At 67.0% G+C, this 18,196-nt stretch carries 12 protein-coding genes; 4 read left to right on the top strand and 8 right to left on the bottom strand.

Translation table 11 applies throughout. The features are described from left to right. The 3 genes from ACQ5SP_RS11865 to ACQ5SP_RS11855 form a co-directional block, all read right to left on the bottom strand. Window positions 1-703 (bottom strand): hypothetical protein (locus tag ACQ5SP_RS11865; protein ID WP_430938590.1); only part of this gene is annotated, 703 nt, incomplete at its 3' end. A 371-nt stretch (window positions 704-1,074) separates the two neighbouring features. Next, window positions 1,075-4,299: an efflux RND transporter permease subunit gene (locus ACQ5SP_RS11860; protein ID WP_430938589.1), complete on the bottom strand. Its 3,225-nt coding sequence runs from the start codon at window positions 4,297-4,299 to the stop codon at window positions 1,075-1,077. Beyond that, window positions 4,292-5,248, bottom strand: a complete 957-nt coding sequence (locus tag ACQ5SP_RS11855) for an efflux RND transporter periplasmic adaptor subunit (RefSeq protein ID WP_430938834.1) — start codon at window positions 5,246-5,248, stop codon at window positions 4,292-4,294. Before ACQ5SP_RS11855 ends, ACQ5SP_RS11860 begins: the two co-directional genes overlap by 8 nt. 366 nt (window positions 5,249-5,614) lie before the next feature. Here ACQ5SP_RS11855 and ACQ5SP_RS11850 point away from each other — a divergent pair, with 366 nt between their 5' ends. Together ACQ5SP_RS11850 and ACQ5SP_RS11845 are read left to right on the top strand one after the other, a co-directional pair. Then, window positions 5,615-6,025 (top strand): TadE/TadG family type IV pilus assembly protein, encoded by a 411-nt coding sequence (locus ACQ5SP_RS11850; RefSeq protein WP_430938588.1) that lies wholly within the window; start codon window positions 5,615-5,617, stop codon window positions 6,023-6,025. After that, window positions 6,025-7,584, top strand: a complete 1,560-nt coding sequence (locus tag ACQ5SP_RS11845; RefSeq protein WP_430938587.1) for a pilus assembly protein TadG-related protein — start codon at window positions 6,025-6,027, stop codon at window positions 7,582-7,584. Before ACQ5SP_RS11850 ends, ACQ5SP_RS11845 begins: the two co-directional genes overlap by 1 nt. 8 nt (window positions 7,585-7,592) lie before the next feature. Here ACQ5SP_RS11845 and ACQ5SP_RS11840 read toward each other — a convergent pair whose 3' ends face one another. From ACQ5SP_RS11840 to ACQ5SP_RS11820, 5 genes are all read right to left on the bottom strand, one after another. After that, window positions 7,593-7,811, bottom strand: coding sequence for a hypothetical protein (locus ACQ5SP_RS11840; protein ID WP_430938586.1), 219 nt, complete (start codon window positions 7,809-7,811; stop codon window positions 7,593-7,595). Window positions 7,812-8,017: 206 nt separating this feature from the next. Next, a complete protein-coding gene (locus ACQ5SP_RS11835) occupies window positions 8,018-9,031 on the bottom strand; it encodes an SDR family NAD(P)-dependent oxidoreductase (RefSeq protein ID WP_430938585.1) in 1,014 nt (337 codons plus the stop codon). A gap of 64 nt (window positions 9,032-9,095) precedes the next feature. Further along, complete coding sequence (locus tag ACQ5SP_RS11830; protein WP_430938584.1) at window positions 9,096-10,205, bottom strand: polysaccharide biosynthesis/export family protein; 1,110 nt, start codon at window positions 10,203-10,205, stop codon at window positions 9,096-9,098. Between the two features lie 59 nt (window positions 10,206-10,264). Then, window positions 10,265-12,220 (bottom strand): GumC family protein, encoded by a 1,956-nt coding sequence (locus ACQ5SP_RS11825; protein WP_430938583.1) that lies wholly within the window; start codon window positions 12,218-12,220, stop codon window positions 10,265-10,267. A 264-nt stretch (window positions 12,221-12,484) separates the two neighbouring features. Then, window positions 12,485-14,107 (bottom strand): hypothetical protein, encoded by a 1,623-nt coding sequence (locus ACQ5SP_RS11820; protein ID WP_430938582.1) that lies wholly within the window; start codon window positions 14,105-14,107, stop codon window positions 12,485-12,487. Between the two features lie 376 nt (window positions 14,108-14,483). Between ACQ5SP_RS11820 and ACQ5SP_RS11815 the strand changes: the two genes are divergently transcribed. Both ACQ5SP_RS11815 and ACQ5SP_RS11810 read left to right on the top strand, forming a co-directional pair. Further along, on the top strand, window positions 14,484-16,439 hold the full coding sequence (locus tag ACQ5SP_RS11815) for a GumC family protein (RefSeq protein ID WP_430938581.1): 1,956 nt from the start codon (window positions 14,484-14,486) through the stop codon (window positions 16,437-16,439). Between the two features lie 17 nt (window positions 16,440-16,456). After that, a complete protein-coding gene (locus ACQ5SP_RS11810; RefSeq protein WP_430938580.1) occupies window positions 16,457-18,178 on the top strand; it encodes a polysaccharide biosynthesis/export family protein in 1,722 nt (573 codons plus the stop codon). The last annotated feature ends 18 nt before the right edge of the window (window positions 18,179-18,196 follow it).

The following is an 18,196-nucleotide window of genomic DNA, read 5'->3' as shown; positions in this document are numbered from 1 at the left end:
CAGACTGCTCACTCTGCTCAGACTGCTCACTCTGCTCACTCTGCTCAGACTGCTCACTCTGCTCAGACTGCTCACTCTGCTCAGACTGCTCAGACTGCTCAGACTGCTCACTCTGAACGTCGTCTTCGCCACCAATATCGATATCGACGTCATCTTCGCCGGTAGGCCCTTCACCCTCGTCGCTCTGACCGCCGTTGCCACCGCCGCCATTCGCCTGAACGCCGATCCCGCCAATATTTTCGTTTGGCTCCGGAGTCCGGCGACCGGAAAAGGCCTGTGCGATGGAGGCCGTCGGCCCCTCGGCCAAGATCAGGGCCGCGTCGCCGCAGACCTCGGTCATCTGAAGCAGGATCTCGTCGAAGTCGGCACGGCCGCGCACGCGGGCACGCACGTCCTCGGGAACTTCCTCGATGTCACAGAGATTGTACTCGTCGCCGCTGCCGCCACCACTGGCCGCGCCGCCGCCGATCGAGGCCGTCGCCGTACCGGTCAGCGCCTCGAGGTTCCCTGGGCAGCTATTCGCCACCCGCTGTGCGATGGCATTGAAATCAGGGCGATCCCGGAGCCGCTCGATGAAGGCCGCCGGGACGTTCTCGATGTCGCAAAGGTTATATTGCTGCTGCGCCTGCGCTTGCGTCGTGCCCGCGATCAGGGCCGCGCATCCGGCGGAGGCCGCGAGAGCGAAAAGTTTATACCGGACCATTTTTCCACCTCTCTGGAAAAGAATTCGAAATCAATCGGGTCACACTTATGTCTAATTCTGACCCGAAATCGCCACAATTATGCCTACTTTCGGATCGGCTGTCTAAATGATCTTGAGATTTCGCGTTAAAGTTGTCGAGATTGGCAATCTTAAGTGGAATTTCGATCTCTTTAGGAAACAAAACAGATTGTATTATTGATATAATTCCGAAGCGCGAACGGTAAATTCCTGCCCTGGAAGCAATTAGCCCCCTGAAACGGAGAGAATCACCCCGAAACGATTCGAAATATGGCAGGAATTGGGCGCTGCCTGCAGCCCCCGCCGGACCCGGCCGGCGGGGGAGCACGATTGTGGCGCTGCGTCACCGCCCCTCAGGTCTTGAAGAGACGGTAGATCGCCGGGATCACCAGGACCGTCAGCGCGGTCGAGGAGAGCAGCCCGAACAGGAGCGAGATCGCCAGCCCCTGGAAGATCGGGTCGGCCAGGATCACCGCCGCGCCGATCATCGCCGCGATGGCGGTCAGCAGGATCGGCTTGAACCGCGTCGCGCCCGCCTCGATCAGGATCTCGACCGTGACCCGGCGCTCGGGGTCGGCATGGCGGATGAAATCGACCAGCAGGATCGAGTTCCGCACGATGATGCCCGCCAGCGCGATGAAGCCGATCATCGAGGTGGCCGAGAACGGCGCCCCGAAGAGCCAGTGCCCGCCCATGATCCCGAGAAAGGTGAGCGGCACCGGCGTCAGGATCACCAGCGGCAGCCGGAAGGAGCCGAACTGCGCCACGACGAGGATGTAGATGCCCAGCAGCGCCACCGCGAAGGCCGCGCCCATGTCGCGGAACGTGACCCAGGTCACTTCCCATTCCCCGTCCCAGAGCAGGACCGGCGCGGCCACGCTCTCGGGCTGGCCGTTGAGCCGGATCTCCGGCTTCTGCCCTTCGGGCCAGTCCATCGCGTCGAGCCGGTCGGCCACGGCCAGCATGCCGTAGAGCGGCGCCTCGAACTCCCCGGCCAGCTCGCCCGTGACCATCACCGCGTTATAGCCGTTGTGGCGGAAGATCGGGTAGGAGGCGCGTTCCTCGGCGATGGCGACCACGTCGCCCAGCTCGACCACCCCGCGCCCGCCGGGCAGCGCGTTGGCCGGCACCGGCGTCGAGAGCGCGGTCTCGTCCATCACCCGCGCGCCCCGTGCGCGGGCCATCACGATCGGGATCGGGCGCCGGCCCTCGCCGCGATGGGAATAGCCCACCGTGCTTGAGCCGTTCAGCAGCCGCAGCGTTTCCAGCGCGTCGCGCTCCTGCACCCGGAAAAAGTCGAGATCGCTGGCCTTCAACTCGGCGCGCAGCCGGCGCGGCCGCTCGCCGAAACTGTCGTCCACGTCGACGACATAGGGCACGTCCTCGAAGGCCGCGCGCACCTTGCGCGCGACCGCGCGGCGCGTCTCGGCGTCGGGGCCGTAGATCTCGGCCAGCAGGGTGGAGATCACCGGCGGGCCCGGGGGCGGCTCCACCACCTTGAGCACGGTGCCCTTCGGCACGTCGATCCCGCGGAGCTTCTCGCGCAGTTCCAGCGCGATCTCGTGGCTGGTGCGGTCACGGTGGTGCTTGGCGTCCAGATTCACCTGGACCTCGCCCTGCTCGGGCATCTGGCGCAGGTAGTAATGGCGCACGAGCCCGTTGAAGTTGAAGGGCGCCGAGGTGCCGGCATGGGTCTGCGCCGAGACGACCTCCGGCAGGTCGAGCGCGATGCGGGCGGCCTGCTGCGCCACCGCGTCCGTCGCCTCGACCGCGGCGCCCTCGGGCAGGTCGATGACCACGGACAGCTCGGACTTGTTGTCGAAGGGCAGGAGCTTGACCGTCACGTCGCGGGTATAAAGCGCGCCCAGCGCCCCGAAGGACAGCACCGCCACAATGACGAGGAAGAGCGCGCTGCGCCCCTTGCCCTTCAGCAGCGGCCGCGCCAGCGCCGCGTAGAAGCGCCCGAGCCGCCCGCCGGGGAACCCGCCCGCGCCCTCGGCATGCTGCGCGGCATGGGCGGGGCCCGCGATCTTGAGCATCAGCCAGGGCGTGATCATCACCGCCACGAAGAAGGAAAAGATCATCGCCGCCGAGGCGTTGGCCGGGATCGGGCTCATGTAGGGGCCCATCAGGCCGGAGACGAAGAGCATCGGCAAGAGCGCCACCACCACCGTCAGGGTCGCCACGATGGTCGGGTTGCCGACTTCGGCGACGGCCGCGACGGCGGCGCCGAAGGCGCTGCGCCCTTCGCGCTTCTCGGCCCAGTGGCGGGCGATGTTCTCGATCACCACGATCGCGTCGTCGACCAGGATCCCGATGGAGAAGATCAGCGCGAACAGCGACACGCGGTTGAGCGTGTAGCCCATGACCCAGGCCGCGAAGAGCGTCAGCAGGATGGTGACCGGGATGACGATGGCGACCACCACCGCCTCGCGCCAACCGATCGCCAGCAGCACCAGCCCCACGATGGACACGGTCGCCAGCCCGAGATGGAAGAGAAGCTCGTTCGCCTTCTCGTTCGCGGTCTCGCCGTAATCGCGGGTGATCTCGACCGCGATGCTGTCGGGGATCAGCCCGCCTTCCATCTCGTGGACGCGGTGCAGGATCTCCTCGGCCACGGTCACGGCGTTCGCGCCGGCGCGCTTGGCCAGGGCCAGCGTCACCGCGGGGCGGCGGGTGATCTCGCCGTCGTCGCCCCGGCTCAGCGTGGCGACATGGTGCTCGTCGAGATCGCTGACGAAGGCCACATCGGCCACGTCACGGACATAGACGGTGCGCCCGTCGCGGGTGGTCAGCTCCAGGTTGCCGATCTGGGCCGGCGTGGAGAGCGTCTTGCCGATCACCAGCCCGATCTGTTCGCCCGCGTCGCGCAGATCGCCCGCGGGCGCGGCGCTGTTGGCCCCCTGCACCTTGCCCGCAAGCTGCTGGAGCGTCACGCCGTAGAGCGCCAGCCGCTCCGGGTCGGGGGCGATCCGCAGCGCCTCGGCGGTCGCGCCCACGAGATAGGTGAGACCGACATCCTGGATCTTGGCCAGTTCGACCTCCACCTCGCGGGCGATGCGGGTCAGGTCTGCCGCACCGATGGCGCCCTGCCCCGGCTCGGGCGCGAAGGTCAGCGCCACGATGGCGACGTCGTTGATGCCCCGCCCGACGACGAGCGGCTCGGGGATGCCGACCGGGATACGGTCCATGTTCGAGAGGATCTTGTCGCGCACGCGCAGGATCGCCGTATCCGAAGACAGGCCCACCTCGAAGCGCGCGGTCACCATCACCTGATCATCGCGCGTGTCGGAATAGACATGCTCGACCTGGTCGATCCCCTTGACGATGGTCTCCAGCGGTTCGGTTACCAGCTTGACCGCGTCCTCGGCCTTCAGCCCGTCGGCGCGGACGTGGATATCGACGAGCGGCACGGATATCTGCGGCTCCTCCTCGCGCGGGAGGCTGACCAGCGCGATCATGCCCACGGCCAGCGAGGCCAGCAGGAGAAGCGGCGTCAGCGGCGACCGGATGAAGGCGCGGGTCAGATGCCCGGCGAGTCCCAGCGGCCCGGTCGATTCCTGCCCGGTCTCACTCATCGTCGATCACCACGCGGTCGCCGGCGGCGAGACCGGTCAGGATCTCGCGCCACGCGGCGCCGTCCTGCATGATCGTCTCGCCGGGCACCACCGTCCGGCGCAGCTGCGCCCCGGCCTCCGTCTCGACCGTGACGAAATCGAGCCCGCCGCGTTGGCCCAGCGCGGCTTCGGGCACCAGCAGCGCCATGCGGCTGTCGACCGGCAGGCGCACCGGAACACGGCGGCCTATGAAGCGGTCGTCCAGGCCCTCGACCTCAACATCGGCCTGCACGCGACCGCCCTCGATCTGCGGATAGATCTTTGCCAGCCGGCCGGTGCGGCTGGCGCCGTTCGGCCCGGCCGCGATCTCGATCGGATCGCCCTCGGCCAGGCTGCCGGCGTGGCGTTCGGGGACGGCCAGGCGCAGGAAAACGCCGCCACCGCCGATCTCGGCGACGGCCTCGCCCGGCGTGACCACCGACCCGCGGGACAGCGGAACGGACAGCACCACGCCGGCATCGGGCGACAGGACCGCGCCCTCCGCCACTTGTTGCTCGACGACGAGCCGGTCGGATTCCAGGCTGCGGATCTCGCCCTCGATGACGTCGACCTCGGTCTGGAGCTGATCGAGACGCTGGCTGGTGATGACACCGCGTTCCAGCAGCTGTTCGCCGCGATCCAGGTCCGCGCGCGCGGTTTCGAGGCGGGCCTCCAGCGCCTCGAGGCGAGCATCGATGGAATCGAGCCGGAAGGCGAGCTTGTCGTCCTCGACCACGGCGATGCGCGCGCCGGCCTCGACGGTGTCGCCCTCGCTCACCTGCAGCGTGACGACGGTGCCGCCGATCCGTGCACGTGCGGGCACCCGGTCGCGGGTCTCCACCTGGCCGTAGACGGCCTTCCATTCCACGATTTCCTGCGGGGCGACGGCCAGGGTCTCGCCCTGAGCCACCTGCCCCAGCGCAGCCGCCATGCCGGCCGCCAGCAGAGTCCAGACTCGCATGTTTCTCTCCCGGGTCGAAGGCGCGGATGGGCGCATCTTCTCAGAGCCCGACAAAACAGCAACCCGCCGGGCCCGTCATTGATCGAGGTCAAGGGGAGCGATTCATGCAACGACCGGAAACTACGGCGGTTTTCCCGCCCTGCATCGCCGCGCGCCGGGCGGTGCCGCGCCCGGCAAGGGCGCGAAAGGTCACGCTTTCACCCCAATTTTGCCATCAAGGTCTGAGACAAGAGCCGATGGTGAACCCGCAGGCTGCCAAGATGCGGGCGCCGGCGCCCCCACGCGGCGCCGGGGTCCGGGCGGCCTGCTAACCGGGCGTCCAGCGGGATGAAAAAAATGAAAGCCCTGACGAAATTCCGAACGCGGATCGGATCGCTGAAACGCGACGACGACGGCAGCGTGACGATCGAGTTTGCACTCTGGCTGCCCTTCTTCGCGGCGCTGCTGGTGCTGACGGTCGATGTCAGCATGCTGTTCATGACCCAGTCGAACTACTGGAGCGTCGCGCGCGACACCGCCCGGCTGGTGGCGCGACACGCCATGGACGAGAGCGCGGCGGAATCCTATGCGGCAGCGCGCGCCAGCCTGACCGGGGTGACGCCGACCACGGACGTCACGATCGGCACGGACACCGTGACGGTGCTCGTCTCGGTCCCGGCCAACCAGATTGCCACCTTCAACGCATTCGGCCTGGCAACCAACTACGACATCAACGCGGTTGTCTCGCAGGCCATGGAGCCTCTCTGATGACACCCTCCCCACTTCCCTCCCGCGGCGCCCACGCGGTCGAACGGTTCGCAACGGACGAGCGGGGCGCCGGCACCGTTTTTGCGCTCTTCTGGCTGATCCTCTGCTTCGTGCTGGCCGGCTTCGCCGTCGACGGAACGAACGCGTGGCGCAACCAGCAGCAGCTGCAGCAGACGGCCGACGTGGCGGCGCATGCCGGGGTCGTGCAGATCGCGCGGGGTGCGGACAACGCCACCGTGCACCAGACGTCCGTCGACGCGGTGGCCTACAACATGCCGCAATCCGTTTTCGGGCCGTTGATCTACGATGCGAATTCAGACGTCGTTCTGCTGGAATACGACGACGTCACGAACACGGCCAAGACCGGGGGCACCACCAATGCCGTCGGCGTCACGCTGCATCGGGACGGTCTTGTGGGCAACGCCGTGCGCACGCTCATGCTTCGCGTCGCGGCCCTCGCCACGCAGGGCGATACGGATGTGCCGGCCTGGAACATGCAGGTGACGGGCGTCGCCGCGGTCGTCCCGCACCGGAAATGTTCCAGCACCGACGGGTTTTACGCCCAGGGCCAGATTCACCTGTCGTCTTCACAGACCATCGGCGCCGGCTACTGCCTGCACAGCCAGGACGAGGTGTGGATGCCGCAGCAGAACAGCTTCGAGGTCGGCGCCGGACTGAGCATGCCGGACCTCGACGATTGCGGCAGCAAGTGCACCGACGAGGCGAACCCCGGCTCGGAAGCCGCGGCCTTCGAGACCAATCTGCTGCTGCCGGATCTCGGCGTCTTTATTGCGGACAAGGTACAGGCATTCACGGGCCCACCGCTCGTCGACGGCGAGCCCGTCACCTACCCGGTCCGCGACGCGTTCTATGCCGAGAAGATGGGCGATGCGCCATTGAACTCATCCGAGCTGAGCCAGTTCACGGCGGATACGGGAATAGACAGCTCGACACTGGACGTCGGTGACGTGGTCACTTTGACCCGTAGCGAGTTCACGAGCATGACGCATATCCCGCAAGGCCTTACATATGAAGTCTCCTGCATCGATAACGGCTCGGGCGGCAACTCCGAGATCGTTCTCGATTCATCCAACGGCGGCAACGCGTTGCGCAACGTGGCCATCGTGACCAATTGCGCGGTGCATTTCGGGTCGGATGCCGATGTCAGCCGGTCGCTCGTCATCTCGACCCGCGCCAGCTCGAATCCCACCATCACGGCGGACTCGGGCGCGCGCGCCGGGACCCTGTCGGGCCAGGCCGATACCTGCGCCGCCGCGAACAAGAGCTATATCATGGCGGTCAGCCCGCTGAAGGTTCCGGCAAGCTTCACCGCCTCGAACGTGGCGTTCATGGTGGACAACGACATCAACATCGCGGCGTCCTCCTCGGCGTCGGTCTACGAGCATGCCGGCACCAGCTTCCACGCCAGTGGCAATATCAGCATCTCGTCCTCGCATACCTTCACGCCCTGCAACGAGCCGCCGAGCGGGCTCATGCCGCAAATCCTGGTGATCCGTCACGTCGCCCCGATCGGGAACGCCCTGGTCGCGACGAACTGAGGGCGGGCTCAGGTCTCCCCCTGCCAGTAGCTGGGCGGCACGACGACGATGTGGCGGCCCGTGAAGGCCGCGCAGAACGTATCGGCCACGGAAATCACCAGCGACACCGCCGGGCGCAGCGCCAGCGCGGCCAACGCCGCCTCGAATTCCAGCGCACCCAGGAAAAAGCCGCTGAAAAAGGCGGAAAGGATCAGGGCAGCCCTTTCAATCTTTCTGTAAAGCGGCATGCGCGATTCCCCCTTAGGTTGTAATATAACCTTAAGGTTGTATTCCGGGCTGTCAACGCAAAAGGATTTCCCGCCAAATCTCGGGATTTCCAAGAATTTCGAAAACCGGAAAGGGAAATGGGAGCGGAATCGCACCGCATGTCCGCCCCGGTTACGGCGCCCGATTTCAAGGGAAAGCCGCGGGGCTGTCCCGCAGGGCGCGGCGGTCAGACCCCGTAATAGTCCCGGTACCAGGCGATGAACTCGGCCGCGCCGTCGCGGATATCGGTGTTGGGGCGGAACCCGGTCAGCCGTTCCAGCAGCGAAACGTCCGCCCAGGTCGCGGGCACGTCGCCCTTCTGCATCTCCATGAAGTTCTTGACCGCGGGTCGGCCCGCGGCCTCTTCGAGCGCGGCCACGAAATCCATCAGCTTCACCTTGCCGGCATTGCCGATATTCACGATGCGAAAGGGCGCCACGTGGCTGAGGCTGTCACCCGCCGCGATGGCGTCGCGCCCGGCCGGGCCTTCGGGGATCGCGTCGATCAGCCGGTCGATGCCTTCCACCAGATCGCCGACATGGGTGAAGTCCCGGTACATCTCGCCGTGATTGTAGATGTCGATCGGCCGCCCCGCGAAAATGCCAGAGGCGAACCGGTGCGGCGCCATGTCCGGCCGTCCCCAGGACCCGTAGACCGTGAAGAAGCGGAACATCGTCGTGGGGATGCCGTGGAGATGGGCATAGGCGTGGCCCATGGATTCCGTCGCCTTCTTGGTGGCGGCGTAGATCGTCATCTGCGTATCGGCCTTGTCGGTCTCGGCGAAGGGCATCTCGGTATTGGCGCCGTAGACGCTGGACGTCGAGGCCAGGAGCAGGTGGTCGACCCCGCGCTCGCGCGCGCATTCGAGCAGGTTGAAGGTGCCGGTGACGTTGGTCTCGACATAGGCGCGCGGGTTCTCGAGGCTGTAGCGCACCCCGGCCTGCGCGGCGAGATGCACGATCACGTCCGGCCGGGCCTGCGCCACCGCGCCGGACAGCGCCTCCATGTCCTCGAGCCGCGCCACGGTGGCCGAGAACCCGTCATGGCCGTCGAGCAGGGCGTGGCGCCGCTCTTTCAGCGTGACGTCGTAGTAATCGGTCAGCGCATCATAGCCGAAGACCCGGTGCCCCTGCTCCAGCAGGCGCCGCGCGAGATGGAAGCCGATGAACCCTGCGGTTCCGGTGATGAAGATCCTGCGCATACCGACCGTTCCGCCCTGACCAAGATACTGATGGATCAGGGCCTAGCGCCCGCCAGGCCGAAGATCAATCTTCGATCACGTTGGACAGCTCGTAGGTCCCGAGAAGCCGGCGCAGCGTACGGTTGTAGTTGGTCAGCGGTTGCGCGGCGATGAAGACGATATCATCCGGCCGCAGCTCGAATTCCGACGCGAGAGAGAGCCGCAGCGGGTCCGAGGCGTCGAGATGATAGGCCGTGACCGGCTCACGTCCCCGGAACAGATAGATCTGCGCGGGGTTCGAGTTCTCGAGGTCGATCGCCCCAGTGGCGTAAAGCGCCGTCGCGAGGCTCGGACGTGTATCGGCATTGATCGGGAAGATCTGCTGCTGGCTGACCTCGCCGGCGATCAGAACATGTTCCGGACGATAGGTGAGCCGCTCGACGAGGATCTTGTCGTCGGGCCTGAGATAGACCGCACCCGTCCCGCGGCGCTGCAGGATCCGCTCCACCGAGCTGCGGTATTCCGTGTCCCCGCGCAGCAGCCGCACCAGGTAGGTCGGCTTGGCGGTGGGCGCGCTGGTCTCGCCACCATCCGCGGATTTCTCGCCGTTCCCGACACCCGCAATCAGGAGAAGTTCGGACAGGCGCAGCGGCCGGCTGGTCACTGGGTACGCGCCCGGCTCCGAAACCTCGCCACCGACGAGCACCTTTTGAGAGTTGAAGCCCGTGATCGAAAGCTCGAAGCGCGGGTCTTCGCCAGCGCGGAGGATCGCCTCGCTCACGCTGTCCTGGGCATCGCGGATAGTGAGATCCTCGACATAGACGCGGCCGACCTCGAGCAGGCTGATATAGCCCCCCGGCAGCACGGGCAATTCGCGGGTCAGCACGGTATCGACCATCTGCCCTTGGTCCGAGACCCGGACTCCGATGCGCGAGAAGGTCAGCACATCCCCAACCCCGATCGTGTAGACGTCCGGCTCGGCGCCGACGGGCATGCGTTCGCGGATGGCCTGGCTCTCTGTCACGAAGCGGGCGGGCCCGGCCAGGTCGCCACCCTGCACGATCCGCCGTGCAAAGGGCGTCTGGTTGGCCTGCATCACGACGTCTTCGCTCAGCGCCACGAAATCAACGTCAACGGCGACTGCGTCGGCGGTATCGGCCTCGGACGTGTCCAGCGCCTGCGGTATGTAAAGCACACCGCATCCCTGAAGCCCAAGACAGACGAGACCGATCGAAAGCGCGCGCAACAAGGTGGTTACCTCCGTTGGGTGACGAGGTAGGTATGCATCGAAGCCTCTCGCGCAAGCAAAGACAATTTGTCCAGTTCGGGCCGACGGGCCACACCCAGTCGCGCGACTGCAACAAGTGCATCGGCGTGATCGGCTAGGGCCTCGACGAAAAACTTGCCCCGCCGCAGCGGCGGCAAGAGGAATATGACGCGGTCGTAATCCGCAACCGCGGCCGGCAGCGCGGCGCGGAATCCCGGATCGAGGAACACCCGGCCGGGGTCGCGGTCGCCGGCATCTATCCTGTAGAGATCACAGTCCGCGGCCAGGCCGTAGCGCCGGATGCCTTCCAGGTCGGTCGCCGTCCCAGCGTCATCGCCCCGGATCACACCCTCGGTGTCGAAAATCAGCGTGCGCTCGCCCGGGGCGGGCAACCGGTCTGCCAGCAGCGCCGCCAGCCCGCCCCCCTGCCGCGGGCCATCGAGGGCGGTGACGATGATCCGTCGCGCCTCCTGCTGCTGGAGAGAGAAACAGAACTCCGACGCCTCGACGTCGTCCAGCTGCGCGGCGCGGCGGGCCAGTTGCGCCCAGCCGCGCCCCTTCAGGCGCGCCAGGAATTGCCCCCCCACGACCGAGACCTCGCGGGACAGGCTGTCGCGCAGCGCGCGGCCCGTGTAGAGCCGGCCGCTCATGCTCATCCGCACCAGCGCGATCCCCGACCCCGAGACAAGTCCGAGCACCATACCGAGCGCCAGGATCAGGGCCTTGCGCGGTTCCGACGGCGCCAGCGGCGGCGCGGCCCGGCTGTAGACCTCGCCCGTGGCGTCCTCGAACCCGCTGGCGAAATCGGCGCGGCGGAACTGCTCCAGCACCAGCTCGTAGGTCGTCTCTTCGATTTTGACGTCCCGCTCGAGCCGGGTGCTTTCGGCGGCTTCCTCCGCCGCCTGCTCGGCCTCCTTGCGGAGCGCGCCGATACTGCGCTCGATCCGCTGCAGACGCTCCGACAGCGCAGATCGTGCCACTTCCACGTCCTCGGCCGAGACGCGCGGCCAATCACCCCGGATCGCGTCGTCGCCAAGCGTGCGCAGGAACTCGGCGCTTTCGGCGACGGGCAGGCGTTCCTGGAGGCGGCGCACCTGCATTTCGGACAAGGCATCGCCCCCCGCCAACATCGCGCTGAACTCGTCGAGCGCGGCAAGTTGCGCGCGCACGGTGCTGCGGTTCTCGCGCAGATTCACCAATTGCGAGGATTTCCGCGCCAGTTCCTCTTCAGAGGCGATGTTTGAGCGCACCGCGAAGTCCTGCGCCGCCGCGAGTGCCGCGTCGAGATCGGATTGCACCTCGAGCAGCTGATCGGAAAAATAGTCCAGCTGCCGCCGGGCCCGCGCCAGCTCATCGGCTTCGATCGCCTCGAACAGCCGCTCGGCGGTCATGTTCGCGATAAGCGCCGCACGTTCTGCATCCGGATGCGTGACGGTCAGTTCGGTGGCGCCGTTTTCCGTTTCGCTGGCCACCACCCGCTCGCGGAAACGGCTGACCAAAGCCTCGTCGATCTTGGCAGCCGTAGGGGTTTCCAGTTCGTTCCCGAGAATACCCGCGATTATCCGCGATTTCAGGCCGGGCGGCGTGAGCGCGGGATTGAAAACCGGGTCCTGGTAGAGCCCGAGGGGTTCAGCCGAGGCGAGAATGAAATCGCGCCCTTCGAGCCGTTCGAACACCAGCGTGTTCTCGCCGCCGCCGACATTTAGGCCGGCCAGCGCCGCCAGGCCCTGGGCCGAAGACGGCAGCGAAGGGCCGCTCTCGCGTGCGACCGAGAAGACCGTTTCCGCGGTGTATTCCGGTTCGGCAATCCGGAATGCATAGACCCCGGACAGGAGAACGGCGACCAAAGCGATCGCGGCGATCAGCAGTTTCTGCGCGGCCAGCGCCGCGAAAAGCTCCACCAGATCGATTTCGTCGTCGTCCGTATTCTGGATCTCGTTCATGCCCGGCAGCCTCTGGATTTTCCTGAAGGTCCTACCCGCATTAACTATTCGGAACAATCCTAATCAGTCAGATTTCGAAATGACCGTGCCTCCATTTCAGGACGATTGGACTGGATTTCCATGCATTTGCGAATTGAAAGGACCGGCACCACGGGACCGCGTCACACGTCAGCCTGTCGAATCCTTCATCGGGGCAGAGATGACACCCCGGTCATTCCGTCCCGGCCACGCCCGCAGAAGGGCGCGATCCATGAAACGCAGGCTTCAGTTCCTGAAAAGCCGGGTCTCGAAGCTTACGCCGAGGCCGATGCGGGTGCTGTCCTGCGCGACGAGCGTGCCGAGTCCGTGGCGTCCGATGGCATTGGTCGCGAAAAGATCGAGGCTCGCCGGCATGCCGTCCAGCGCATAGCGCGCGCCCGCGGCCCAGACCGCCTCTTCCCCGCCCGTGACGGGGGTGATCTCGCCGATCAGTTGCCAGTTTCGGCCAATGACGTGATTCAGGCCCAACCCGAGGCCGCCGATTTCCTCGTCGCCGAAGACGGCAAAGCGCGGGTTGACCGTGACCGCCGTCGCCGCGCCGATCTCGCGGCTGGCGGAGAGGCCGCCGAACAGCACGCCGGTCGTCGGCCGCTCGATATCGCGCCCGGCCAGGAGCCGCGCCGAGAGCGAAACCGCGTCCCCGTTATTCTGGTCCAGAAGCTGCAGTCGCCCGCCGAACATGTAGCGGGCATCCTCGCTCGGGTTGCGGTCCGGCCCGACGCTGCCATCCTCGGCGTAGTCCTCGACCAGCGCCTCGAGCTGGATCGCGTGATCCGGGCTGAATTGCAGGGCGAGTGCGGCATTGTCATCCGTCCCGCCGCCGAGCGCGGCCCGGGCCTCGCCCGGGCTCAGCGTATCGGCGCTCGACAGGGTGAAGCCGTCACGCGCCAGCTGGCGGTCGCGCGGCGTCACCGGCGCCAGCGGATCGGCCCCGTAGGCCTGGCGCTGGCTGCCCTGGGCGCCGGGTGCATAGGTGAGTTTCAGGCCGAAGAGAGCCTCGTCACCACCCGGAAAGAGCGTCACCAGATCGGTGGCCGGAGACATCCCGAGCCCGTTCGTCGCAAAGGCGTCGAGCGCGACACGCGGCGTCACGGCATAGCGCAGCCCCGCCGTCCAGACGGGCGTGCGGTCGATGCCGCCGTTGGCGGTCACCGTATTGCCGCCCGGCCCGAAACTGCCCGTGACGCCGCCATAAGCCTGGAGCCGCGGGGTCGGCTGCCAGGTGAGACCGGCGCCCATATGCGCGTTGGTGCCGAAGAATTCGTAGCCCTCGAGGCTGTCCGGGAAAAACGTGACACCGGGGACAAGGTGAAGATGCAGCTCCGGGCTGAGCTGGAAACTCGCCGGCAGTTTCAGCGTCGCCGCCGCCCCGTGCACCCAGTCATCCCCCGCGGTCGCGTCCGGCTCGATCGCGAAATATTCCAGCCCGGCGAGCGCCGAGACGCTCATCCGCGCATCGCCGCGGATTTGGTACTTCACGTTGGCCCCGAAGCCGAGCAAGGTGACGTTTTCCGTGGATCCCCGGATCGCGGAGATCGGCGGATCGTCGAAGACCTGCGCGTCGACGCCGAACTGGAACGGTCCCGCACCGCGCCAGTCGATACCGCCGTGGTAAAGCTGTGTTCCGGTCCCGGCCCCCGTGTCCGGCGCCGTCTGATGCGACCCGAATTCCAGCACGAGACTGCCCGCGGGCAAAAGGTAGCCGGTGTCGAGATTCGCATGGCGCGGGGCGATACTCTCGACCACCGGGTCGGCCGAAGCCGCATCGGTGAAGGCTCCGACGGCCATGGCGACCGCCAGGGAACTGCCAAGCCAGACCCTCTTCATACGCGAGCCGAATGCGCGCATCCTTGCACTCCTTCCCCGGCGGACCCTGCCCGCCAATCCCGCCCGCAGATCGCGGGGCCACTTACCGTGGCACAGTAATGTGCCAGCGCGGTGATGGAAACCGGCAAGCGCAGCGTTGACACCCCATGATGCAGTGATGCACCGCATCGATGCACGCTTCGCGGGCTCCGGCATTCCCCGGCCATGACGCATGGCAAGGATTGCGTGACGCAGCGTTCCGCCCCATTGCGCCGCGGCGTCGCAAGCGGCGCCTGCCGGATCGCGCCATGCGACAGCGCGTACAGCGGGGCAACTATGCCTTGCAATCGCGGGGTCCGGACGGCAGAAACAGGCCTGTAGTCGGTATGCGCGTAAATGGTACAGGACGGCCGCGGTCGTGACATCAATCCCCCCAGCCCAGGCAGATGACGAAATCGATCTGGTCGAACTCTTCGCCGCCATCTGGGCGCGGAAGGGAAAGGTCATGGCGATCGCTTCTGCCTCTTTCCTGGCGGCCATCGTCTACGCGACGCAGATCGCGACACCTGTCTTCGAGGCCAGCGCCCGCTTCGAACTGAACGAGGCCGAGCCGGCAACGCTCGGGGATCTTGGCGGATTGGCCTCGCTCGCCGGTATCAATGTCGGCCGCGGCGGCACGTCAGAGGCCGATAAGCTGGAAGACCGGATTCTGTCGCGGCCGTTTCTCGACAAGATCGCGGCGCCAGCCGGGCTCTATCAGGACCCGGTCTTCAACCCCACACTTGCGCCTCCCGGGCTGCGAGCGCAGGCCAAGGACCTGCTCGGGCTCGACCCGGGGCCGCCACCCGGCCCGGCCCGGATCACGGCCGCCGTCGCGGCTCGATTTGCCGACGCCCTCACGATCGAGCTCAAGGATAACGGGGTGATCACGCTGACGGTCGTCCATCCCGACCCGGACCGCGCCGCCGAGATCGCGAATCTCGTCGTGCGGCAGGTGCTCGAGGATCTCTTCCGCATGCGCCGCGAGGAGGCGCGTGAGAAGCTCGACTACTTTGCACAGGAACTCTACGAAGTTCGCGTCGCGCTCGACGGCTCAGCCCAGGCGCTGAAGGATTATTCGCTTGCCAACAACCTGCGCTCGACCGAAGAGCTGGCGCAATCCTCCGCGCAACTCGTCTCGCTGCGCAAGACGCGGGAGGACATCGCCCAGACCGGCGCGGCGCTGACCGCGCTGGCCGGCATGGCCGAATCCGGCGCGACCTTCGACAACGCGGCGCGAGACGCATTCATGAAACTTCATCCCATCGCGGCCTCGCTGGAGTTTCGCCGCCGTCTCGGCTGGCCCAATGACGAGGCCGGCTGGCGGTTGCCCGCGCAGCCTGAGATCGCGGCGCTGCGCCGGGATCTCGCCGCGCGCGACCAGGTGATCGAGCGCTCGATCTCGCGCCTCGAGCAGGACGCGCGCGACAACGCCGAAGCGGCAACCGAGCTGGAAGAGCTGCGCCGGGAACTGAAGGTCAACGAGGCGATCTACGAGGCGATGATCAAGCAGTTCGAGACCGAGTCCTTTTCGTCGGGCTTTGCCGTGGAAAGTGGCGAAATGATCGAGACTGCCATACCCCCGATCGAACCGGCCGCACCGCGCACGGCGCTCATCGCGGCCCTTGGCCTCGTGCTCGGGACGGTCGGCGGTACCGGGGCGGCGCTGCTCCTGTCGGTGCGGCAAGGCACCCTGCACTCGGCGCGGGCGGTCGCGGACGCGACCGGCATGCCGGATGTTGTCCACCTCGACGCGGGGTTCCGAAGGCTTCGCGGCCCCGGCCCCGACGCCTGGCTCGACAGGGTGCGCGGCTGCCCGCGGCACGGTCTGGCAGACATGGCGGCCCGGCACGCCCCGGCGGCGGGGCAACATCTCGCGCTCATCCCGGCAGGGATTCATCCGCTCGCCAAAAACGCCGCGCTCGGGCTGGCCGATATCCTGCACACAGAGGCGGGCGGCGTCTGTCTCGTCGACCTCTCCGCGGAGCGCGTCCTGGGCAGCCCCCCCGGCGACCGGCAATCGCACGGCCCCGGTTGGACGGTCTGCAGCCTCGGCGACGGGCCAGACCTGGCATGGCCCGATCCGCCGGCCCGGCCGGGCGAAACCGACGGTCTTCGCAAAAGGCTGCACACGCTGGCATCGCATTACGGCCGGCTGGTCCTGTTCTGCCCGCCGCCGTCAGAGGGCACCGCGATCACCGAGAGCCTGCTGGCGGAGTGCGCCGGTTTCGTGGTGCTGGCGCAGACAGGCCAAACGACCCGCAACGACGCCGCCACGGTCGCCACGCTTCGCGCCCGCCACCCCGAAATTCCAGGCGGCCTGGTGCTGGCCTGACGACGAAGGAGACGAAGTTGCGCATATTTGTTGTGCTGTCGGTCAGCGGAGTCCTGATGGCGGGATGTAGCGATCTCGTGCTGCGTCAGCCCAGCTTCAAGGGTCCCAGCCCGACCGGTGAGACGGTTCAGGCCGATTACGCGGTGACCGCGCTGGCCATAACCCCGGAGGTCCTGCGCCGCGCCAACGCCACCCCCTTCGAAAACCGGGTCGTTCTCGCCGGCCCAAACGGCGGCGCGGCCCGGATCGTCAACGAGGATGATGCCATTCGCCCGGCGCCGCCGCCTGCCAACAGGCGTTTCGACTACGTGCTCGGGATCGGCGACGTTCTGCGGCTCGATCGCCTGACCTTCGAGATCGACGCCGACGGCATCGAACGCGAACAGGTGATCTCGCGCAGCCTGACGGTCGCGGAAGGCGGGTATGTGGAACTGGCCGAAGGTCAGCAGGTGACCGTCGCGGGCCGCACGGTGCTGGCCGCGCGCAACGCGATCGAGGCCGCCCTTGTCAGCACATCGGACCGCCTGGCCAGCGAGGTGATGGAACGTCCTTTCCCCAGGATCGCTTCCCCGGACTACCGCATCGGGGCCGGCGACGTCCTTGCGATCAGCCGCATGGTCCCGGTCAGCGAGGACGGCATGACCACCGAGCGCCTCGTGACCCGCCAGGCCGAGGTCAAGACCGACGGCACGGTTACCCTGCTCAACATCGGCGCGGTCGAGGTGGCAGGGCTGGCCGTGACCGATCTGCAACCACGCATAGCGCAAGAGGCCTTGCGTGCCGGGCTGACCACCGAGATCCTCGTCGACGTGACCGGCTTCAAGGCGCGGAGCGCACTGGTCACCGGGGATCTGGGCTCACGGCTCGTGCCGATCACGACGGACCCATTGACCATGGACCGGCTGCTGGCACAGCTCAACCCGGGCCTGAGCCGCGACCGTGACTACCTGGTCCGGCTGGAGCGTGGCGCCGAGATTTACCAGATGCGGGCCCGAAGCGTGCTGCTGGACGCGAACCGCGACAACTTCCCTGTTCTGGACGGCGACCGGATCATCGTCGAGCGCCTGTCCCGCCAACCGGCATTCCAACTCACGGTCGAGCGGTTCGACTCGCAATTCGTGACCTTCACACGAGTCGGCGCAACCGGCGTCGGCGAAATTACCCTAACCGATCAGGGCCTCGACTTGCGACGTCTCCTCAGCCAGCAGGGGCTGGAGGCCGACCGCAACCGGGACATGCTTGTGCGGCTCCACCGCGATGGCCGCGCATACCGGCTCTCGGCGCAGGACGTGCTGCTGGATGCGCCCGGCCGCCAGTACTGGCTCAAACCCGGCGACCACGTGATCGTGGACGATCTCGTCTATGCGCGGAACACGGCCCTCGTCATCGGCACGGTCGGCCGTCCGGCGCGGGTCGAGGTTCAACCGGTGCAGCGCACCACCCTGTCCGAAGCGCTCTTCGACAATGCCGCGCGTCCCACGAACGAAGCGGATTTCGGCCACATCTACGTCCTGCGGGGCGCGGGACGGGTCTTTACCGCCTACCATCTCGACATGCGGGACGTGCTGCGCGCCGCGCTGGCCGAGAGCTTCGAGTTGCGGCCGGGGGATATCGTCTTCATCCGCAAGCGCCCGATCTCGCAGTTCAACGAGGTTCTCCGCATGGCCCTGGGACTCACGACCGCCGCCAGCGGCTTGCAGACCGTAGCCGAGGATATCGGAGACGCCGGGTCCGAGTGAGCCGGGATCCCGGCGATC

Origin of the sequence: Rhodovulum sp. YNF3179 (assembly GCF_050586465.1) — a bacterium.
GTDB lineage: Bacteria > Pseudomonadota > Alphaproteobacteria > Rhodobacterales > Rhodobacteraceae > CAJXYS01.
Note: the sequence above shows the minus strand (reverse complement) of the source record. Positions and strands in the feature narration are given on the sequence as shown.